Annotated in this window: 21 protein-coding genes and 1 pseudogene; 11 read left to right on the top strand and 11 right to left on the bottom strand. The window is 65.6% G+C overall.

The window, feature by feature from the left end; genetic code table 11:
- Positions 1–21: 21 nt before the first annotated feature.
- The gene (locus ACQR03_RS13695; RefSeq protein WP_315751801.1) at positions 22–480 is read right to left on the bottom strand and encodes a hypothetical protein; all 459 of its coding nucleotides are present in this window, start codon (positions 478–480) and stop codon (positions 22–24) included.
- A 250-nt stretch (positions 481–730) separates the two neighbouring features.
- On the opposite strand from ACQR03_RS13695, the gene ACQR03_RS13700 reads away from it, so the two are divergent.
- Positions 731–1,126 (top strand): hypothetical protein, encoded by a 396-nt coding sequence (locus ACQR03_RS13700; RefSeq protein WP_315715002.1) that lies wholly within the window; start codon positions 731–733, stop codon positions 1,124–1,126.
- Here the strand turns inward: ACQR03_RS13700 and ACQR03_RS13705 are convergent, their stop codons facing one another.
- The 7 genes and pseudogenes from ACQR03_RS13705 to ACQR03_RS13735 form a co-directional block, all read right to left on the bottom strand.
- Complete coding sequence (locus ACQR03_RS13705; RefSeq protein ID WP_315751800.1) at positions 1,127–1,435, bottom strand: DUF1833 family protein; 309 nt, start codon at positions 1,433–1,435, stop codon at positions 1,127–1,129. It abuts the gene before it with no gap.
- Positions 1,426–1,979 (bottom strand): annotated as a pseudogene (locus tag ACQR03_RS13710) (IS5 family transposase); the annotation flags it as partial. The gene ACQR03_RS13705 and the pseudogene ACQR03_RS13710, both read right to left, overlap by 10 nt.
- Before the next feature lie 144 nt (positions 1,980–2,123).
- Positions 2,124–3,209 (bottom strand): alpha/beta hydrolase family protein, encoded by a 1,086-nt coding sequence (locus ACQR03_RS13715; RefSeq protein WP_315751799.1) that lies wholly within the window; start codon positions 3,207–3,209, stop codon positions 2,124–2,126.
- Between the two features lie 188 nt (positions 3,210–3,397).
- The gene (locus ACQR03_RS13720) at positions 3,398–4,075 is read right to left on the bottom strand and encodes a nitroreductase (protein ID WP_315751798.1); all 678 of its coding nucleotides are present in this window, start codon (positions 4,073–4,075) and stop codon (positions 3,398–3,400) included.
- Between the two features lie 121 nt (positions 4,076–4,196).
- Positions 4,197–4,865 (bottom strand): HAD hydrolase-like protein, encoded by a 669-nt coding sequence (locus ACQR03_RS13725; RefSeq protein WP_315751951.1) that lies wholly within the window; start codon positions 4,863–4,865, stop codon positions 4,197–4,199.
- Between the two features lie 4 nt (positions 4,866–4,869).
- The gene (locus ACQR03_RS13730) at positions 4,870–5,499 is read right to left on the bottom strand and encodes a glutathione S-transferase family protein (protein ID WP_315751797.1); all 630 of its coding nucleotides are present in this window, start codon (positions 5,497–5,499) and stop codon (positions 4,870–4,872) included.
- 58 nt (positions 5,500–5,557) lie between these two features.
- Positions 5,558–6,241 (bottom strand): phytanoyl-CoA dioxygenase family protein, encoded by a 684-nt coding sequence (locus ACQR03_RS13735; RefSeq protein WP_315751796.1) that lies wholly within the window; start codon positions 6,239–6,241, stop codon positions 5,558–5,560.
- A gap of 298 nt (positions 6,242–6,539) precedes the next feature.
- Between ACQR03_RS13735 and ACQR03_RS13740 the strand changes: the two genes are divergently transcribed.
- Positions 6,540–7,142, top strand: a complete 603-nt coding sequence (locus ACQR03_RS13740; protein WP_315751795.1) for a hypothetical protein — start codon at positions 6,540–6,542, stop codon at positions 7,140–7,142.
- Between the two features lie 28 nt (positions 7,143–7,170).
- Here the strand turns inward: ACQR03_RS13740 and ACQR03_RS13745 are convergent, their stop codons facing one another.
- Together ACQR03_RS13745 and ACQR03_RS13750 are read right to left on the bottom strand one after the other, a co-directional pair.
- Entirely contained in the window at positions 7,171–8,664 is a 1,494-nt protein-coding gene (locus ACQR03_RS13745; RefSeq protein WP_316202455.1) for an NAD-dependent succinate-semialdehyde dehydrogenase, read from the bottom strand.
- A gap of 152 nt (positions 8,665–8,816) precedes the next feature.
- Complete coding sequence (locus ACQR03_RS13750) at positions 8,817–9,137, bottom strand: hypothetical protein (RefSeq protein WP_011942561.1); 321 nt, start codon at positions 9,135–9,137, stop codon at positions 8,817–8,819.
- A 341-nt stretch (positions 9,138–9,478) separates the two neighbouring features.
- On the opposite strand from ACQR03_RS13750, the gene ACQR03_RS13755 reads away from it, so the two are divergent.
- Entirely contained in the window at positions 9,479–10,672 is a 1,194-nt protein-coding gene (locus tag ACQR03_RS13755; protein WP_315751793.1) for a serine hydrolase domain-containing protein, read from the top strand.
- A 210-nt stretch (positions 10,673–10,882) separates the two neighbouring features.
- Here ACQR03_RS13755 and ACQR03_RS13760 read toward each other — a convergent pair whose 3' ends face one another.
- Positions 10,883–11,884: an adenosine kinase gene (locus ACQR03_RS13760; RefSeq protein WP_315751792.1), complete on the bottom strand. Its 1,002-nt coding sequence runs from the start codon at positions 11,882–11,884 to the stop codon at positions 10,883–10,885.
- A 70-nt stretch (positions 11,885–11,954) separates the two neighbouring features.
- On the opposite strand from ACQR03_RS13760, the gene murJ reads away from it, so the two are divergent.
- The 8 genes from murJ (at position 11,955) to ACQR03_RS13800 (ending at position 18,941) form a co-directional block, all read left to right on the top strand.
- Complete coding sequence (gene murJ, locus ACQR03_RS13765) at positions 11,955–13,514, top strand: murein biosynthesis integral membrane protein MurJ (protein WP_315716943.1); 1,560 nt, start codon at positions 11,955–11,957, stop codon at positions 13,512–13,514.
- Between the two features lie 48 nt (positions 13,515–13,562).
- Entirely contained in the window at positions 13,563–14,615 is a 1,053-nt protein-coding gene (gene trpS / locus ACQR03_RS13770; RefSeq protein WP_315716942.1) for a tryptophan--tRNA ligase, read from the top strand.
- Between the two features lie 190 nt (positions 14,616–14,805).
- Positions 14,806–15,300 carry a universal stress protein gene (locus ACQR03_RS13775; protein ID WP_315716941.1) on the top strand — a complete coding sequence of 165 codons (495 nt, stop codon included), beginning with the start codon at positions 14,806–14,808 and terminating at the stop codon, positions 15,298–15,300.
- A 108-nt stretch (positions 15,301–15,408) separates the two neighbouring features.
- Positions 15,409–15,978, top strand: coding sequence for a NifU family protein (locus tag ACQR03_RS13780; RefSeq protein ID WP_434841473.1), 570 nt, complete (start codon positions 15,409–15,411; stop codon positions 15,976–15,978).
- 574 nt (positions 15,979–16,552) lie between these two features.
- On the top strand, positions 16,553–17,254 hold the full coding sequence (gene tsaB / locus ACQR03_RS13785) for a tRNA (adenosine(37)-N6)-threonylcarbamoyltransferase complex dimerization subunit type 1 TsaB (protein ID WP_315716939.1): 702 nt from the start codon (positions 16,553–16,555) through the stop codon (positions 17,252–17,254).
- A complete protein-coding gene (rimI, locus tag ACQR03_RS13790) occupies positions 17,251–17,733 on the top strand; it encodes a ribosomal protein S18-alanine N-acetyltransferase (RefSeq protein ID WP_316202458.1) in 483 nt (160 codons plus the stop codon). The genes tsaB and rimI overlap by 4 nt, the downstream gene beginning before the upstream one ends.
- A gap of 43 nt (positions 17,734–17,776) precedes the next feature.
- On the top strand, positions 17,777–18,229 hold the full coding sequence (locus ACQR03_RS13795) for a Fur family transcriptional regulator (RefSeq protein ID WP_315716937.1): 453 nt from the start codon (positions 17,777–17,779) through the stop codon (positions 18,227–18,229).
- Positions 18,222–18,941, top strand: a complete 720-nt coding sequence (locus tag ACQR03_RS13800) for an HAD family hydrolase (RefSeq protein WP_434841474.1) — start codon at positions 18,222–18,224, stop codon at positions 18,939–18,941. The genes ACQR03_RS13795 and ACQR03_RS13800 overlap by 8 nt, the downstream gene beginning before the upstream one ends.
- Positions 18,942–18,954: the final 13 nt, after the last annotated feature.

The following is an 18,954-nucleotide window of genomic DNA, read 5'->3' on the forward strand; positions in this document are numbered from 1 at the left end:
GGTCAGACTTGCGCGACATCTTCACATGCAGTTCGTGAAGCGCCCCGTCGTGACGCAGTGCACCGGCGGGCGCGAAGGATACGAGGCTTCCGGGATCGGCGGCGGGCTGGATGGCGGAGGCGCCGCAGCCTGGACGGCGTCGGCCGTCTCGTGAGCAGATGCGCGCGTCGCCCGGCATTGAACATAGGCGTCCGTGCCCGGCTGCGCGCCGTAGCTCCGGCAGTCCTGGTCATCCTTGGCGGCGATTTCGGCGCACGCTTGCGACGCGCAGTCGGGCGCGGCCGCGCGAGCGGCATGGCCGGCGAACTCCTCGATCACCCAGCGCCGCGAAAAGCCGGTGGGCACGCCGACATGCGGCGGCTCGCGGCCGAACAGCTCGCGCTGCACCGCCGCCGCAAACTGCCAGCAATTGTGCTGGGCCCAGGCCCAGGGCTCGCCGATCAGGAGGCTGAGAAAGGCCGCTCGGTCGCCGCGTCCCATGTCAGTTGAATTCTCTCGGCCACGCTGTCATATTGCGCCCTGCAATTGGAGGTTGCGACATGGTCGATAACCATAAGCCCGACACGCCGACGGCATTCGTGGAGAAGCCAAAGGTGGAATCCGTGCACCGCAAGAGGCGATGGTGGGAAGACCTCTTCAGAGGTCCGACAGCCGGGCGCGGTTCTTTAGAGGCAAAACAAAGGGAGCGGTTTGGTCGCCTGAAGATCTTCAGCCGTGACTCGAAAACACGATGAACCTTCAGGACTGCCGAGACGCGTTCGCGACGTACTCCGGCAAGGTAAGCGACATCTGTCGTCATCTGGGCCTGACAGGCGTTGTTATCATTTGGACGTTCAAGAAGGACGTCACAGGACGATCCGCTATTCCGCGCGAGCTATTGATTCCGCTCCTTCTGATTGCGTGCGGTCTACTGGCTGATCTCCTCCAGTATTTCCTCGGAGCAATCATCTGGTTCTTGTACTATCGGAAGCAGGAGATCGTTGGCATCAAGGAGAACGAGGATTTCCGTCACACACCGCTGCTCGATCTTCCCATGCACATTCTGTTCCTGCTGAAGGCCGTCCTGCTCGCTGTCGCTTATGGATACATCGCGAGCTATTTCTATCGAGCCATCTCATTTTCATGATCAGGACAACAGGCTCGGAAACTGCTGATAGTCGTAGTTCTTGGTGATGCGCGGAAAGCGCTTGTTCTGCAGATTCTTCGCGATGACCGTGCCAGTCACGGTGGTCCCCGTCATCTGATTGTTGCGCAGCTCGAACTGCACGGGACCATAGGCCGGGCCGGTCAGGTCGCTGCCGAGATATTCGCGGTAGAGCACATCGATATAGGCGCGCACCCCAAGCGCAGCGCGGATCTGCGGCACCACATCGCGCGCGACATTGTCGATCGAGATCCTGCAGAAAGGCGGCTGGCCCTCGCGCTGTTTGCCCACGCGCCCTTCTTCATGGCAAGCTCCCTGATCCAGTCGGCGTCATAGCCACGGTCCGCAAGCAGCATTGATCCGGATTTCAGACGAGACAGCAGTTTCCCGGCAAGTCGAACGTCGTGAGCTTCGCCGGGGCTCAACGCAAGCCGTACCGGCAGATCATTGCTATCGACAACCGCGTGAATTTTGCTCGTCAGGCGGCCGCGTGACCGTCCCATCGATTGACGCTGGTTCTTTGTGATGCAAGCTCCATGCTGATGGACGCGGACGATGGAGGTGTCGATCATCTGGACAGCGGCATCATGGGCGCCTGCCAGTGCGTTCAGAATCTTGGCCCAAACACCGACTTGTCGCCAACGAACAAAGCGATTGTAGCAGGTCGTGTACGGGCCGTAGGCGTCTGGCAGGTCGCGCCATGGCGCTCCAGATCGCAAGACCCAGAAGATGCCATTAAGGACCCGACGGTCGTTCACCCGAGGAACGCCACGCGGCTTGTTGGGCAGCATGGCTTGATGGCAACCCATTCATAGTCGGCGAGTTCGTAGCGCATGATTCGCTCCCCAGTTTGGGAGTTCGAATCACATGCACCCCGCCAAACACAATGCCCACAGCCTAGCACGACAACGGATCGCTATTAGGACTAAACACAAGCCAGCAGATAAATTGCAGTCGAGAAGACCAACAATGAAAGCGCTCAGCGCAGATACGTGGTGAAGAAATCGACCGCAAGTCTGATCGTCTCGGCATGAACTGCCTCACGGTCGGCGCCATCGGGATCGCGGCACGTGCTCCGAAAGAATGCGCTTCCGACCAGAGTGCACGTGTCCAGAAATATGAAGTGGCCGGCCTTCGGAAATATCTTCAGAGTCGAATGCGGGATCAACCTAGCGAATGTCTCGGCAGCGGCGGGTGTCGGGACAATTTCGTCGGCGCTTCCGGCGACAATCGCAACGGGAATCGAGATTTTCTCAAGGCTGTTCGGTGCGAAGATCGGGCCTGGCCCGGGCGCCATGGCGAAGGCCGCGCGGATGCGTTCGTCCCGATAGGACTTGCCGGCCTCGCTGTAGCGTTGCCGGAAATTGGGATCGACGCTCAGACGTGCTAGGGTCTCCCGGCGCATGACGGCAGCGGGCGGCGGCGGTTTGCATGACGCGTCGGCCGCAGGCGAGCGGCAAAACACCTGCAGCAGTTCCGGATTGCTGATGCCACCGGCGGCCGCGAGGACAGTGTAGCCACCGAGCGAATGACCGGCGGCACCGATGCGCGCGGGATCGACTCGGCTGCCAAATGTCTTGTCGACGAGCATCGCATCGATGACGGCGCTAACATCCACAGCTCGCAGCCACCACAATGACATACCCTCGACGGTATAGTCCTCGAGAGCGCTATTGCCGGGATGATTGACTGCGACGACGATAAAGCCAGCCCCCGCCAGTGCTGCGCCGAGCCAAGCGATTTGGAACGCTGCGCCGCCGTTACCGTGGGACAGGACGACGAACGCACGCCGGGGTCCCGATGCCGGCTCCGCATCGGGCGCGGCGCTGCCGGCGCTGAAGAACGGGATGATGCGCGGCCCGATCCACTGCGGTCTCTCGGGCGCATCCGCTGCGGCCGGATACCATATCGTTGCGCGGAGCGCATGTGTCTGGGCGCCGCGCCAATTGTAAGGCTCAGCAGGAACAAAATCACGCTCGGTTACACCGACCCTAAAGACTGCTCCTTCTGCGCAAGCACCATTTGGCGCTGCGAGAAGGGCCAGCAACAGGGCCAGAAATTTCATCAGATGTCCGATCCTAGACGCGCAAAACATGTAGGCCGGCAACGCAATGACCGCTGCGAAGTCGGCCAGCTCTTGATACCACGAGGCCCTTCAGCTTCGAAATACTATCGCGTCACTTCGATGTCGCGCAGCAGCCAGGTTGGCCTTACCTCCAAAGTGGACCTGATCGAGCTTTATGAGTACGCGCTCTAGTCCTCGAACCCCACGAACACCGTCGCTTCCTTCACCGGCTTCCGCTCCGACACCACGGCATTGGCGGGGAAATCGTGATCCGGCCAGCCCAGCGCGATGCTCTTCATGATGACCTGGTCGTCGGCGATGCCGGCGTGCTCGCGGACCACGGGCGATTGCATGATGCCCTGGCTGTTGATGACGGCGCCGAGGCCGCGCGACCAGGCGGCGTTGACCAGCGCATTGGTGACGGCGCCGCAGTCGAACGGCGTGTCGTCGCTGCCGTCGAGCGCACGATCATAGGTCACGATGATGCAGACCGGTGCGTCGAACTGGCGGAAGCCGCGCAGCACCCAGTCCTGTCGCTTGTCCTTGTCGTCGCGCGCGATGCCCATGGCGGAGAACAACTGCTTGGCGACCTGCACCTGGCGCTCGCGATGCGCGCCCGCGAAGGGCTGGCCGATACGGAATTCACGCGACTGCGGGACGCCGGCGACCATCCGCTCGGTGTTGCCGGCGCGGATGCGGTTCAGCGGCTCGCCGGTGATGACGTAGAAATTCCAGGGCTGGCTGTTCATCGACGACGGCGCGCGCATCGCAAGCCCGATGATCTCCTCGATCAGCGCCCGCGGCACCGGATCGGGCTTGTAGCCGCGGATGCTGCGGCGGCCGAGGATGACGTCGTCGAACTGCATGTGTGTGATAGTCCCGTGATGACAACTGACCTGCCGCGAATATTCGCGGCTTTCCGGTTCCGGTGCAAGGTTGACGCGCGGACCGATCGGGGTGTCGCGAACACAGGAGGTTGTGATCGAGCTAGACCTTCAGCATCGACAGCACGGCGCGCGCGAGATCGGCCGGACATTCCACGAGGCGGTCGGCGCCGGCCATCTCGAGCTCGTCGCGGCTGCCATAGCCCCAGAGCACGCCGAGGCTGCGCATCCTGACGGCATGGGCGCCGGCAATGTCGTGGCGGCGGTCACCGACCATGATCGCGTCGGAGGGTGCGATATTCCGCTCGGTGAGAATATGCGCGAGCAGCTCCGGCTTGTGGTCCAGCAGGCCTGACGGCACCGAGCCGTGGATGGCGTCGAACAGCGACGCGAGATCGAGATGCTCGAGGATGCGGCGCGCAAACACCTCCCGTTTGGATGTCGCGAGATAGAGCCGCACCCCCGCGCCATGCATCTCGTGCAGCGCGTCCCGGATGCCAGCATAGAGCGCGCTGCCGAACAGTCCGCTCTCGCCGTAATGCTGGCGATAGGCGGTCACCGCTTCGTCGACCCGATCGTCGTCATAGGCCTGCAGCAGCGCCCGCAACATGTCCTGCAGCGGCGGCCCGATGACACGGCGGATATCGAGCGTCTCGTCCGGTGCATGCCCGAGCGCGCGCAACGCCGCTAGGGCGCTCGCGGCGATGCCGGGCTGGGAGTCGATGAGAGTGCCGTCGAGGTCGAGCAGGACGGAGTGACGACCGAGGCTCATCATATCAAGCCTTCGCACTGGGACGGCTCGAAACTACACCATACCACCGCGCGAGATGGTGGAGGTGATCCGGCGGATCGAGCTTGGCGCGGACCGCGAAATCCACCGTCACCATGGCGCTGATGTCGGCAATGGTGAAGTCGGGTCCGCAGACGAAGGCGTGATCGGCCAGCCGCGCATCGAGCCACGCGAAGTAGTGCGTGGCGCGGAGACGCCCGCGCTCCGCCAGCGCCGGAATCTGCTCGAGCGGCAACGGGCCGGGCAGAGCGCGGCTCTCCAACCCTGGCGCACTGTTCCGGAACGCTTCCTGGATGGCGTAGATGCCATCCCATTCGATCCGCCGCACCCAGCATTCGATCAGCGCGCGTTCCTCCGCACTCCGCCCCATCAGGGCCGGCTCAGGATGCAGCTCCTCGAGGTAGCGGCAGATCGCGATGATGTCGGTGATCGCAGCACCGCTGTCGAGCTGCAGGACCGGCACCGTGCATTGCGGGTTCAGCGCGCGAAATTCCGGCCGGAACTGCTCGCCGGCGCGCAGGTCGAGCTGAACGGTGGGAATCGTGAGGCCCTTCTCGCTGAGGAAGATGCGCACGCGGCGCGGGCTTGGCGCCGTCGCGGAATCGTACAGCCTCATGAGCGTCCTCTCTGCGGGATTTGGGCTGGAAGCTTGGCAGCTTCGGCGGATGGCGCAGCTACTCCGCGCCGAAGATTTCGTCCTGGTCCATGCGCACCGCGCGCAAGGCGCGGGTCCGTCGCCACGCGTCCAGCTGCACCGAGGTGGCGTAGGTGATCAGCAGCGAGCGACGGCGGGCGCCGCTGCGGTTGCGGGTCGCGCCGTGCAGCAGGTTGACGTCGAACAGCAGGATGTCGCCGGCTTCGCCTGTCGTGACGAACGGGGCGGCCTGCGCATCATCCGTGTCGCGGCGATGCGTGCCCGGCGCCACCTGCGTCGCGCCGTTGTCGGGGCCGAACGGATCGAGGAAGGCGAGCGCCGAGACGGCGTCGGTACGGAACCGGTCGACGCCGTCGCGATGCAACGGCTGCTGGCCGCCATCGGCGAGCGGCTCGCGGCCCTCGACTTGGCCGAGGAAGAACGGCGCCTTGAGAATGTGAGACACGGCCGCGAGCATCACCGGCAGCCGGCAGGCGCGCTGCACCCTGGCATCGAGATCGACCATCGCGTGGCGCCAGTCGCGGCCGCGCGGCACCGGCCATTGCTCGGATGGCAGCGTGCCCGCCTCGAACGCATCGCGCAGCGGCGGGAGCCAGTCCGCCGGAATCGCGCCGCGCAGCAGCAGATAACCGTCCGCATCGAGGCGGCGCGCATCCGCGTCCGGAAGCTGGCCGACACCGACGCGCGTGAAGGCTGCGGTCATGGTGAGCTCGCACATTGAAAGGTCGTGGTTCGCCGCGTCATGGTCGACGATCCGGCGCGTCTGGGCAAGCGGCTCGCTTACGCCCGTGCAGCCCGGTGGGGCTTCGCGCCGTCGCATTCATCCGAGGGCTATTCGTCGCCACAGGAAGACGCTGAGACGATGGGCCGCAGCGCGGAACGGGCGGCTCGTAGCCGCAGTTCACCGTTCGTTAACCCCCTCGACCTACGTCTCGTTAGCAACACTCTGCAACGATCCGACACACGGGGTAAACGAGCAGTCGAGCTCCTTGGAAGCACACATGGTCGCCATCCAAAGCACCAACCAGATCTCGCCCGCCAACGAGCGGGTCTATCGCCAGAGCAACCTGCTGGGCGAGTGGAAGGGCAGTTGGACGGCCAACGGCCAGGCCGTGAGCTTCAAGGTCGTCAACATCAGAGGCGCCGCCGCCACGGTGGAATACACCCATAACGGCCGCACCGAACGCGGCATCGGCCAGGTCAACGGCTCGACCATCGACTTCGGCGCGGTCACGCTCGGCACCAAGAACGGCAAGAACGCGGTGCTGCTGTTTTCGGCCGGCGGCGGCAAGGCCACCGCGATGCTGGAGAAGCAGGCGCCTCCCGCCGACGAGAGCAATCTGGTCGGCAGCTGGGCCGGCTATAACGGCGAAAACGGCCAGAGCGCGAGCTTTCGCGTGCTGTCCGTCAGCGGCAAGGAGGCCCAGGTCAGCGTCACGACCAACGGCGTCACGCGCCAGGGCACGGGGATCGTCTACAACAACGTCATCATGTTCGGTCAGTCGCAGATCTCGACGACCGACGGCAAGAGCGGCAAGGTCATCTTCCAGGTCGGCAACAAGTCCTATCTTGTGCCAGTGGACAAGCTGCCCAAGACTGCTTGAGCTCGGCCTGAGCCCAGGCGTCCAGAGCTCAGACGCCCGCCATCATCACGTATTTGATCTCGAGGTATTCCTCGATGCCGTGATGCGAGCCCTCGCGGCCCAAGCCGCTCTCCTTGACGCCGCCGAACGGCGCGACCTCGGTGGTGATCAGACCGGTGTTGACGCCGACCATGCCTGATTCCAGCGCCTCCGCGACGCGCCAGACCCGGCCGAGATCGCGGGCATAGAAGTAGGACGCGAGACCGAACGGCGAGGCGTTGCACATCGCAATGACGTCGGCCTCGTCCTTGAAACGGATGACGGGGGCGAGCGGGCCGAACGTCTCCTCCTGCGCGACCAGCGCGTCGGCCTTGACGTCCCGAAGGACGGTCGGCTCGAAGAAGGTGCGGCCGAGCGCATGGCGCTTGCCGCCGGTCACGACCTTCGCCCCGCCCTTGACCGCGTCGGCGATGTGGCGTTCGACCTTCTCAACCGCCTCTTCGTTGATCAGCGGCCCCTGGGTCACGCCGGCCTCGGTGCCCTCGCCGATCTTCATCGCCGCGACCTTGGCGGCGAGCTTCGCGACGAAGGCGTCGTAGATGCCGTCCTGCGCATAGAGGCGATTGGCGCAGACGCAGGTCTGGCCCATGTTGCGATATTTCGAGACCATGGCGCCTTCGACAGCCGCATCGACATCGGCATCGTCGAACACCACGAACGGCGCGTTGCCGCCGAGCTCGAGCCCGAGCTTCTTCACCGTGCCGGCCGACTGGCGATAGAGAATCTTGCCGACCTCGGTCGAGCCGGTGAAGCCTATGAAGCGCACCGACGGATGCTCGCACAGCACCTTGCCGATGTCAGGCGCGTCGCCGGTGACGATGTTGAGCGCGCCCGCCGGAATCCCGGCGCGTTCGGCCAGCACGGCGAGCGCCAGCGCCGACAGCGGCGTCTCGTTGGCCGGCTTCAGCACCACGGTGCAGCCGGCGGCGAGCGCAGGCGACACCTTGCGGGTGATCATCGAGTTCGGGAAATTCCATGGCGTGATGGCGCCGCAGACGCCGATCGGCTGCTTCAGCGCCAACAGGCGCGCATCCGGCTTCTGGGTCGGGATGGTCTCGCCATAGACGCGACGCGCCTCCTCGGCGAAGAACTCGATATAGGCGGCGCCGATATCGACCTCACCGAGCGCCTCCGTCAGCGGCTTGCCCTGCTCGGAGGTGAGGATCAGCGCGAGGTCCTCGCGGTTGGCCGTGATCAGCTCGAACCATTTGCGCAAGGTATTGGAGCGCTGCTTGGCGGTCAGCCGGGCCCAGGACGGGAACGCGCGCGCGGCGGCCTCGACGGCTTGCGTGGTCTCCGCCGCACCGAGTTGCGCGACCTTGGCGAGCTCGGCGCCGGTGGCCGGATTGTTGACCGGGAGCACCGGCGTACCGACCCACGCACCATCGATGTAGCACTGCTCGCGCAGCAGCGACGGATCCTTCAGGCGGTCACGCAGGCTCGGGGCGGCAGTGGAGGCACGGGCGGCGGCGGGCGGTGTCATCGGGCTACTCCTCGAAAGCGAGCGATCGTCTCCGAATATAGCCACGCCCCGGCGGCGGCGCACGGCGCGTGCGCCTCCTCAACGGTACATTCGATCCGGCGATCCGTGCCTGTACGGCACCAAATGCTGAATGCTGACGAGCCGACCCGGGATCAGGCCGCGCCGCTCATATAGGTCTCGCGCCGGCCGATCATGCGCTCCGCCGCCGCCTTGGCGTCGGCCTTGGTCGAGGTCGCGCAGGTGCGGTATTCCAGGTCCGGCAAGGCGGCGGGATCACGGCGGCCGAACCATGATTTCTGCCCCACGGGCAGCAGCGCCAGGGCCTGCGCCACATTGTCGACCGCGCCGAACGCATACAGCGCTCCGGTCGCCGCAATGCGCACTTCGTAGATGCCGGGCGTGATCGGCGCCTCGATATTGTCGCCGCGCCCCGGGCGGGGATACCGCTTCCACTCGCTCCACGTTGAAATCATATCGCCCCCAACGGCGGACATTGCCGCCAAAGCCATGCCATCGGCTCGAAAAAGCCGGTTCTTCAACCCTTTAATGCAAAAATGGTTGCAACTCACAACAGTCGCAAGCCCGTGGTGGGAACATGGCCCCCATGTGTCGGACTCGCGACTGAGTGGAACTAATCATGATTCTGGCGAGAAATTGAAGCGCTGTGGCCTCCGCGGCGCTGTTGTCCCCGCCTGCTTCGTTCGCGCCGCATCATCACGAGATCGCGACCGGCCGTGAGACCGGCGGTCCTTGCTGCCCAGGCCGGCCCGAGAAACAATCGCCTACCGTCATCAAGAACGGAACGGAGGAGACCATGCAGAACAAGACCGACATCGACGGCGTGCTGCGGCAGAAGGCGGAGGCGGGAGAGATTCCCGGCGTCGTCGCCTTTGCCGCTGACAGCAACGGCATCATCTATGAAGGCGCCTTCGGCAAGCGCGACCTCGGCCGCGACGACCCGATGACCACCGACAGCGTGTTCTGGATCGCCTCGATGACCAAGGCCATCACCTGCGCGGCCGGGATGCAGCTGGTCGAGCAGGGCCGGTTGTCGCTGGATGCGCCGATCGGCACGGTGCTGCCGGACCTCGCCGCGCCCAAGGTGCTCGACGGTTTCGACGCCAATGGCGAGCCGATCCTGCGGCCGGCGAAGACCGCGATCACGCTGCGCCATCTGATGACCCACACCGCCGGCTTCTGCTACGACATGTGGAACGGCGATATGGCCACCTATGTGCAGAAGGCCGGAACGCCCGGCATCATCACCTGCAAGAACGACGCTCTCAAATTGCCGCTCGCCTCCGATCCGGGCACGCGCTGGGAATACGGCATCAACATCGATTTCGTCGGCAAGGCGGTCGAGGCCGCCAGCGGCCAGAAGCTCGACGCGTACTTGCGCGACCATCTGTTCGCGCCGCTCGGCATGGACGATACCGGCTTCAAGCTCGGTCCGTCGCAGCGCGCACGTCTGGTCGGCATGCATGCCCGCGGCGAGGACGGCAGCCTGGCGCCGATCCCGTTCGAGCTCGAGCAGGAGCCGGAATTCCACATGGGCGGCGGCGGGCTCTACGGCACGGCCGGCGACTACATCCGCTTCACCCGGATGATCCTCAACAATGGCCGCGGCAACGGCAACCAGGTGCTCAAGCCCGAGACGGTCGCGGCGATGCGCGACAACCATATCGGCGAGCTCGAGATGACGAAGATGGCCGCGGCGGTGCCCGGCGTGACCAACGACGTCGATCTCTATCCCGACATTGTCAAGAAATGGGGCTTGAGCTTCATGATCACGACGGCGCAGACCCCGGAGGGCCGCAGTGCCGGCAGCCTCGCCTGGGCCGGCCTCGCCAACACCTACTACTGGATTGATCCTGCGCGCGACGTCACCGGCGTGATCCTGATGCAGCTCCTGCCGTTCGCCGACCGGCTGTGCCTGGAGACCTTTGCCGGCTTCGAACGCGGGGTCTATGCCGGGCTCGATGCCGCGGGCGGACAGAAGGCGGCGTGATCAGATTGATAGCTCGGTCCCGCTCCGAGCGGACTCGTTGTTAGTTCGACGTCATGTCCGGGCTCGGCCAGGGCATCCTCGTCTTTCACGACGACAACTCAAGAAGCGTGCATGGCCGGGTCAATCCCGGCCATGACGGTGCAGAGATATCACGGTGCAGAGAGTGGTGTCGGAAGCGCAAGAGAACGGCTGCGTGACCACAGCTTCGACCTACACCTTCAGTCCGTTCTGAGCCGCCAATTCCTTCAGCGACACCTGCGGCCTTGCACCAATGTGCTGGATCACCTCGGCGGCGGCGAGGCCGCCGAGGCGGCCGGCCATCTCATAGCCGGTCTTGCGCACCAGCCCGAACAGGAAGCCGGCGGCGAACAGATCGCCCGCGCCGGTAGTATCGACCAGGCTCTCGATCGGATGCGCCGGCACCGAGATCACGCCGTCATTCGACACCACGACGCAGCCTTGTTCGCTGCGGGTGACGATGCCGAGCGTGGCGTCCTCACGCAGCTGCTTCAGCGCGCCGTCGAAATCCGAGGTCTGGTACAGCGAATGCAGCTCGGCCTCGTTGGCGAAGACGAGATCGACGGTGCCGCCGCGCATCAGGTCGAGAAACTCCTCGCGATAGCGATCGACGCAGAACGAATCCGACAAGGTCAGCGCGACCTCGCGTCCGGCGTCATGCGCGATCGCCGCCGCCTTCACGAACGCATCCTTGGCGTCCTTCGGGTCCCACAGATAACCTTCGAGATAGATGATGCGCGCCGCCGCAATCTGCGCGGGATCGATGTCCGCGGCGGTGAGATTTTGCGCGGCGCCGAGATAGGTGTTCATGGTGCGCTCGCCGTCCGGCGTCACCAGGATGTAACAGCAGCCGGTCGCCGGGCCGTCGGCAGCGGGCACGGTATCGAAGGTGACGCCGGCGGCGCGGATATCATGCCGGTACATCCGGCCGATCTGGTCGTCCTTGACCTTGCCCACGTAAGCGGCACGCGCGCCCAGGCTGGCGAGGCCAGCGATGGTGTTGGCCCCCGAACCGCCGGACATCTCGGTGGCCGGACCCATATCGGCATAGATCGCGGCCGCGCGGGCCTCGTCGATCAGCGCCATGCTGCCCTTGGTCATGCCGTGCCGGGTGAGAAAGGCTTCATCGGCATGCACCAGCACGTCGAAGATCGCGTTGCCGATCCCGAGAACATCGTATTTCGCGTCAGTCATCCACTGGCCCCGTTTACGGCGTTTTGCAAACGCTGCGGCCTATCACAAGCGGCGCTGCTATAGAAGCCTGATGATCCGCTCATTCGTGACTGTGTTGTCAGGAACACTGGCCTCGCGCCTGCTCGGCTTCGTCCGGGATGCGCTGATGGCCGCGCTGCTCGGCGCCGGTCCGGTCGCGGACGCATTTCTCGCGGCGTTTCAGCTCGTCAACGTCGTCAGGCGATTGCTGACGGAGGGCGCGCTCAATGCAGCCCTGGTGCCGGCCTGGCTGCGAATATACCAGCAGTCTGGTAGGACACATGCGGCAGCTTTTGCCGGCCGCGTGCTCGGCACCGTCAGCGCCGGCCTGCTCGCCGCCACCTTGGTGCTGGCGCTGCTGATGCCGTTCGTGATGACCGTGCTCGCGCCGGGCTTCGCCGGTGAAGAGACGCTCACCCTGGCCGTCAACGATGCCAGGCTGATGCTGCCCTATCTCGCCTTTGCCGGCCCCTCGACGGTGCTGCTCGCACTGTCCAGCGCGCAACGACGCTTTGCGCTCGCGGCCTTCGCCCCGCTGCTGTTCAACGTGGCATTGATCAGCGTGACCATCGTGCTGCTGATGCAACATCCGGACCCTGGAAGCGCCGCGCTGCTGCTCGCCGCCACGATCGGTGTCGCCGGGCTGCTGCAGCTCGCGATGCTCGCGCGGCGAGGCCGCGACGGCCCCCTCGCCTCGCCGGTGCGCGTCACCTTCCATGGCGAAATGCGCGGCTTCTTCGCCAAGGCGCTGCCCGGCATGGTCGCCAGCGCCGGCCCGCAATTGCTCGCGGTCGGCGGCGCGGTCATCGCCTCCACCTCGCCTTCCGCGGTGTCGTGGCTGTATTTCGCCAACCGCCTGATCGAGCTGCCGCTCGGGCTCGTCGGCGTTGCCATGGGCACGGTGCTGGTGCCGGAGCTGACGCGCGCGCTGCACGAGGGCAACGAGGAGGCTCTGGCGGAGGTGCAATCGCGCGGCCTCGAGCTGACGATCGGGCTCGCGCTGCCTGCGACGCTCGGACTCATGATCCTGAACGAGCCGATCATTCGTTTGCTGTTCGAACATGGCGCATTCAGTTCGGACGATGCCGCCGCGACGGCGCAGGTGCTGACCTGGCTCGCGGCAGCGTTGCCGGCGCAGGTGCTGACCAAGGCGCTGCAGCCCGCCTTCTTCGCGCGCGAGGACACGCGGACGCCGCTGCGCGCGACGTTGATCGGATGCGGTGTCGCGATCGCGCTGGCGTTCCTGCTCGCACAATTGTTTGCGGCAAGTGGCATCGCGGCAGGGCTCGCGCTCGGTGCCTGGGCCAATGCGGCGGTCCTGATCCGGCGTGGCGCCACGCGCTTCGGTTTCGCGCTTCCCCCTGCCTCGCGGCGCCGGCTGCCGCGCATCACGTTGGCTGCGATGGTCATGGGCGCGGTCCTCTGGACCGTCGCCGGACGCTTCGCCGGCACGTGGAGCAGCAGCCATCTCGGCGCGGCCGCCCTGCTCGCCGCCCTGATCAGCGGCGCCATCATCCTCTACGGCGTGCTTCTGTTGTCCCTGGGCGCCGTAAGCTGGCGCGAAACCGTCCGGGCGATCCGGCAAAAGCCCGCCGGCGACTTGCACCTTTGAGGCGCACGTGCCAAACGACCCCAAATCCATTCATCCGGAACAGTGACCATGGCCTTCGTGGAACGGGTTTTCTCGGGCGTCCAGCCGACCGGCAACCTGCATCTCGGCAACTATCTCGGCGCGATCGTCAACTTCGTGAAGATGCAGCAGACCCACAACTGCATCTATTGCGTCGTCGACATGCACGCGATCACCATGCCGATCGATGTCTGGGGCGGCCCCGCCGAACTCGCGCGCAACACCCGCGAGGTCACCGCCGCCTTCATCGCCGCCGGCATCGATCCGAAGAAGCACATCGTTTTCAACCAGAGCCAGGTCTCAGGGCACGCGGAGCTCGCCTGGATCTTCAACTGCGTTGCGCGCATCGGCTGGCTGAACCGCATGACGCAGTTCAAGGAGAAGGCCGGCAAGGACCGTGAGAACGCATCGGTCGGTCTGTACGACTATCCGGTGCTGATGGCCGCCGACATCCTGCTGTACCGCGCCACCCATGTTCCGGTCGGCGAGGACCAGAAGCAGCATCTCGAGCTCTCCCGCGACATCGCGCAGAAGTTCAACAATGACTACGGCGACTCGATCCGCAGCCACGGCTTCGGCGACGGCCTGTTCTTCCCGCTTCCGGAACCCTTCATCACCGGTCCCGCGACGCGCGTGATGTCGCTGCGCGACGGTACCAAGAAGATGTCGAAGTCCGATGCCTCGGACTATTCGCGCATCAACCTGACCGACGATGCCGATACGATCGCGCAGAAGGTCCGCAAGGCCAAGACCGATCCGGAGCCGCTGCCGACCGAGGAAAAGGGGCTGGACGCGCGTCCCGAGGCCGACAACCTCGTCGGCATCTACGCGGCGCTGTCGGACCGCAGCAAGGCCGATGTGCTCAGGGATTTCGGCGGCGGCCAGTTCTCCAGCTTCAAGAACGCGCTGGTCGAGCTGTGCGTCACCAAGCTCGGGCCGATCGCCGCGGAGATGAAGCGCCTGACCGCCGATCCCGGCTACGTCGAGTCCGTGCTGGTCGACGGCGCCGACCGCGCCCAGGCCATCGCCGCGGAGACCATGAAGACGGCCAAGGACATCGTCGGCTTCATCCGCAAGCCCTAAGCAGCACGGCGCGCGCTCCGGAGTCGGCCTTGCGGCCGTAGCCAGGATGAGCGAAGCGACATCCTCGCTACTAGAAGCCGCACCACCGCTGTCGTTGCGGGCGCGATGGAACCCGCAGCCCTCTCCCCAACGGAGATGGGCTGTGGCAGCATCGCGGCCGGATCGACTCGCAGCAGCAGGCGGGAACGCGATGGCGGCGCAGCGGCAGAGCTACCAGACCGGCCATGCGCCGAAATGCCTGGTCGTGGTCGACGACAGCGAGGAGTGGGACCGCGCGGTCCGCTATGCCGGCCGCTGGGCGGTCCGTTCCGGCGGCCGTATCGTCATGCTGCACGTCATCGAAACGGAGGACCAGAACCAGCAATGGCTGGGGGTCGCCGATCTGATGCGGGCCGAGGCGCAGGAGCAGGCGCATGCCGAGCTCGACCAGGCCGCGGCGCTGCTGTCGGCGATCGGCGTGACCGCGCCGGAACGGGTGATCCGCGAGGGTGAGCCGACGGCGCAGATCCTGGAGACGATCGAGCACGACAGCGACATCGCGCTGCTGGTGCTCGCCGCCCATTCCGGCCCCGAGGGCCCCGGCCCGCTGGTCACCCATGTCACCAAGACGAGCGGTGCCTTCCCGATCCCGCTGGTGATCGTGCCGGGCGATCTCGGTGACGCCGATCTCGACGCTCTTTCATAGGCTTAGATCGGAAACGCCGGCCATGCCCCCTTGATCGTGCGCGCGTTCGCGCCATCTGCTATGAGGACACCACAGGCCGGCCTTGAACCGGCGCTGCCGGAGAAAACCATGTTCATCCAGACCGAAGCCACCCCCAATCCCGCCACCTTGAAGTTCATCCCGGGCCGCGTCGTGTTGCCCGCGGGCACGATGGAGTTCGGCAGCCGCGACGCCGCCGCACGCTCCCCGCTGGCCGAGCGCCTGTTCGCCGTCGACGGCGTCAGCGGCGTGTTCTACGGCGCCGATTTCATCACCGTCACCAAGAGCGGCGGTGAGTGGCAGCACCTCAAGCCGGCGATCCTCGGCGCGATCATGGAGCACTACATGTCGGGCGCGCCGCTGCTCGCCGACGGCAGCGCCGCCAATGACGAATCCGCCGACGAGGACGACGAGTTCTACGACGAGGCCGACACCGAGACGGTCGGCATGATCAAGGACCTGATCGAGAGCCGCGTCCGCCCGGCCGTAGCCAATGACGGCGGCGACATCACCTTCCGCGGCTTCAAGGACGGCATCGTCTATCTCAACATGAAGGGCGCCTGCTCGGGCTGCCCGTCATCGACCGCGACCCTGCAGCACGGCATCCAGAACCTGCTGAAGCACTTCGTGCCTGAGGTGGTTGAAGTCCGGCCGATGTAGGAAGGCAATGGCGAATGGGGTTGGCGAACAGATCTGCGCGCTAATCATCATTTGCCTCTGCTCACGCTGCGCTGCCGAGGGTGGCGGCCACGGCCGCCCCCACCGCATGCTCGACGGTATCTCGCTCGTCACCGCGCTCGGCGCGCCGACCGGCTTCGCCGGCGCCGCCCAGACTTGCGCCAATCGGTACTTTCGCCGGACCTGTTCGTCGCCCCCCACTGCGCTCGAACTTGACCGAGCGGAATTGGGCGTTTGAGGCTGGTCCGGATGAGGCGGCGACCCCCATGCCATCGGTGCCGAACCCGAGCACCGGCTTGCGAGCGATTGATCGCCTCGACCCGGCCCCATCGCGCCGGCATCGCCTTTGCCACCGGGATGGCGCGGCGGCCTGAACGTCGAACCGGACGATCAATCCAACAGCCCGGAAAGATTTGCTTGAATGAGCGCCAATTCAGTAGTTTGCGGTCGTGCGCCGTGATGCGTTTTTCCCGATCAGGATGTAAGAAAGCGGCAACCGACTTTATCAAAGCCCCAAAAAGGTATTCGGCGCTCCTTTCAATGTGAATCTGACCGGATGTTGATCCTCGCCATCGATACTGCCCTCGACCATTGCGCGGCTGCCGTTCTGGACACTGATTCGGCCGCGATGCGCGCCGAGGAAACGCTGCCGATGAAGCGCGGCCACGCCGAGGCGCTGATGCCGCTGATCGCGCGCGTGATGCGCCAGTCGGGCGTCGGCTTCCACGAGCTCGACCGCATCGCGGTGACGACGGGTCCTGGTAGTTTCACCGGGCTGCGCGTCGGCCTCTCCGCCGCGCGCGGCATTGCCTTGGCGGCGCACAAGCCGGTCGTCGGCGTGACCACGCTGTCCGCCTACGCGGCGCCGATCGTCAGCGAGGACCGCGCCAACCCGGTGATCTCGGCGATCGATGCCCGGCACGACCATGTCTACTACCAAGTCGTGAGCGGCAGCGGCGAGGAACTGGTCGCGCCCCAGGTCGCTGCGACAGACGACGTCCTGGCGGCCGCGCGGCTCGGCGCCCCGCACCTCGTCGGCAACGCCGCGGCGCTGCTGGCCGAGCGGTGGCCCAAGGACGCAGCCGCGCCAGTTGCGGTCGACTCGCAAGACGGGCCCGACATCGGCTGGGTCGCCTGGCTCGGCGCGGCCGCCGACCCGGCGCACGCGCCGGCGCGGCCGTTCTATCTGCGCGCGCCCGACGTCAAGCCGCCCGCCGGTGCGGCGCGTCAACCGGCGCAGACGGCCGTCTCGTCATGAACATGTTCTTCCGCTGGCTCGGCAGCCCCAAACCGTTGATCGAAGCGGCCGCGCCGCGCGACGCCGCCCGGCTCGCCCTGATCCACGCCGCCTCGTTTCACCGCGGCTGGGGCGAAGGCGAGTTCGAGGCGATGCTGGCCGAGCGCAACACCATGATCCATCGGCTGCGGCTCGGGCGGAAGCTCATCGGCTTCATCGTCTCGCGAATCGGCGCGGACGAAGCGGAAATATTGTCAGTTGCACTTGACCCAAATCAGCGCGGCCGCGGATTTTCTCGTGATCTGTTGCTGCAGCATCTCGGGCACCTCGCGGGGCGCGGGGTCCGGACGGTCTTTCTCGAAGTGGAGGAAAACAACCAGCCGGCCCGCCGACTCTATGAACGCGCCGGATTTGCGACCGTGGGCCGTCGGGAACGCTATTACCTTCAGCCCGGCGGGGAACAGTTGAATGCGCTTCTGATGCGCCGGGACTTGTCGTAACCTGCGCTTGGTGGCAGAAAGCGCATCCTTGAGGCGAGACACGATGACCTCCTTGAAAACCACGCCAGCGCTCAATTCCACCGGAATCGAGGCCCGCTGTGCCGCCACCGGCATGCGCATGACCGAGCAGCGCCGGGTCATTGCCCGCGTGCTCGCGGAAGCCTGCGACCATCCCGACGTCGAGGAGTTGTACCGGCGCTGCGTCGCCGTCGACGACAAGATCTCGATCTCCACGGTCTATCGCACCGTGAAGCTGTTCGAGGATGCCGGCATCATCGAACGCCATGATTTCCGCGAGGGCCGCGCCCGCTACGAGCAGATGCGCGACAGCCATCATGATCATCTGATCAATCTGCGCGACGGCAAGGTGATCGAGTTCACCTCCGAGGAGATCGAGAAGCTGCAGGCCGAGATCGCCCGCAAGCTCGGCTACAAGCTGGTCGATCACCGGCTGGAGCTGTATTGCGTGCCGCTCGACGAAGAGACGAATGGCTGACGCGGCGCCGGCTTCGAACCTCGATCTCGTCATTTTCGATTGCGATGGCGTGCTGGTCGACAGCGAGGTGATCTCCTGTCAGACGCACGCCGACGTGCTCAGCCTGTGCGGCTATCCGATCACGACCGAGCAGGTGTTCGCGCGGTTCCTGGGCCGCTCCCTGAAACAGGCGAAGCTCGAGGTCGAGGCCGAGCTCGGTCGTTCCCTGCCCGACGATTTCAACCCGAAACTGCAGGATCGCCTGTTCCGCGCCTTCGAGCAGGACCTCGCGGCCATCGACGGGATCGCGGAGGCGCTCGACGCCATCGACGCGCCGGTGTGCGTCGCCTCCTCCGGCTCGCATCAGCGCATGCGCGTCAGCCTTGGCGCCACCCGGCTCTACGATCGCCTCGCCCCGCACATCTTCTCATCCTCCCAAGTCGAGAACGGCAAGCCCGCGCCCGATCTGTTCCTGTTCGCGGCAGCGCAGATGAAGGCGCGTCCCGCGGCCTGCGTGGTGGTCGAGGACAGCACGGCCGGTATCCGGGGCGGTGTCGCGGCCGGCATGACAGTGCTCGGGTTTCACGGCGGCAGCCACTGCCGGCCCGGGCACGCCGACGACCTGCGAGCGGCCGGCGCCACCGTGGTTTTCGACGACATGCGGCAGTTGCCGGCGATTCTGAGCCGGCTGGCCGAGAAAAAGCCCGCGATCGCTGGATTTTCGGCCCCCTAGCCTATATCTGAGC

It is taken from the genome of Bradyrhizobium sp. HKCCYLS3070 (genome assembly GCF_051167575.1).
Taxonomy (GTDB): Bacteria; Pseudomonadota; Alphaproteobacteria; order Rhizobiales; family Xanthobacteraceae; genus Bradyrhizobium.

Bases quoted from the DNA above. Each gene is read 5' to 3' on its own strand.
- ACQR03_RS13695 (WP_315751801.1), bottom strand. From the start codon at position 480: ATGGGACGCGGCGACCGAGCGGCCTTTCTCAGCCTCCTGATCGGCGAG.
- ACQR03_RS13700 (WP_315715002.1), top strand. From the start codon at position 731: ATGAACCTTCAGGACTGCCGAGACGCGTTCGCGACGTACTCCGGCAAG.
- ACQR03_RS13715 (WP_315751799.1), bottom strand. From the start codon at position 3,209: ATGAAATTTCTGGCCCTGTTGCTGGCCCTTCTCGCAGCGCCAAATGGT.
- ACQR03_RS13720 (WP_315751798.1), bottom strand. From the start codon at position 4,075: ATGCAGTTCGACGACGTCATCCTCGGCCGCCGCAGCATCCGCGGCTAC.
- ACQR03_RS13725 (WP_315751951.1), bottom strand. From the start codon at position 4,865: ATGAGCCTCGGTCGTCACTCCGTCCTGCTCGACCTCGACGGCACTCTC.
- ACQR03_RS13730 (WP_315751797.1), bottom strand. From the start codon at position 5,499: ATGAGGCTGTACGATTCCGCGACGGCGCCAAGCCCGCGCCGCGTGCGC.
- ACQR03_RS13735 (WP_315751796.1), bottom strand. From the start codon at position 6,241: ATGACCGCAGCCTTCACGCGCGTCGGTGTCGGCCAGCTTCCGGACGCG.
- ACQR03_RS13740 (WP_315751795.1), top strand. From the start codon at position 6,540: ATGGTCGCCATCCAAAGCACCAACCAGATCTCGCCCGCCAACGAGCGG.
- ACQR03_RS13745 (WP_316202455.1), bottom strand. From the start codon at position 8,664: ATGACACCGCCCGCCGCCGCCCGTGCCTCCACTGCCGCCCCGAGCCTG.
- ACQR03_RS13750 (WP_011942561.1), bottom strand. From the start codon at position 9,137: ATGATTTCAACGTGGAGCGAGTGGAAGCGGTATCCCCGCCCGGGGCGC.
- ACQR03_RS13755 (WP_315751793.1), top strand. From the start codon at position 9,479: ATGCAGAACAAGACCGACATCGACGGCGTGCTGCGGCAGAAGGCGGAG.
- ACQR03_RS13760 (WP_315751792.1), bottom strand. From the start codon at position 11,884: ATGACTGACGCGAAATACGATGTTCTCGGGATCGGCAACGCGATCTTC.
- murJ (WP_315716943.1), top strand. From the start codon at position 11,955: ATGATCCGCTCATTCGTGACTGTGTTGTCAGGAACACTGGCCTCGCGC.
- trpS (WP_315716942.1), top strand. From the start codon at position 13,563: ATGGCCTTCGTGGAACGGGTTTTCTCGGGCGTCCAGCCGACCGGCAAC.
- ACQR03_RS13775 (WP_315716941.1), top strand. From the start codon at position 14,806: ATGGCGGCGCAGCGGCAGAGCTACCAGACCGGCCATGCGCCGAAATGC.
- ACQR03_RS13780 (WP_434841473.1), top strand. From the start codon at position 15,409: ATGTTCATCCAGACCGAAGCCACCCCCAATCCCGCCACCTTGAAGTTC.
- tsaB (WP_315716939.1), top strand. From the start codon at position 16,553: ATGTTGATCCTCGCCATCGATACTGCCCTCGACCATTGCGCGGCTGCC.
- rimI (WP_316202458.1), top strand. From the start codon at position 17,251: ATGAACATGTTCTTCCGCTGGCTCGGCAGCCCCAAACCGTTGATCGAA.
- ACQR03_RS13795 (WP_315716937.1), top strand. From the start codon at position 17,777: ATGACCTCCTTGAAAACCACGCCAGCGCTCAATTCCACCGGAATCGAG.
- ACQR03_RS13800 (WP_434841474.1), top strand. From the start codon at position 18,222: ATGGCTGACGCGGCGCCGGCTTCGAACCTCGATCTCGTCATTTTCGAT.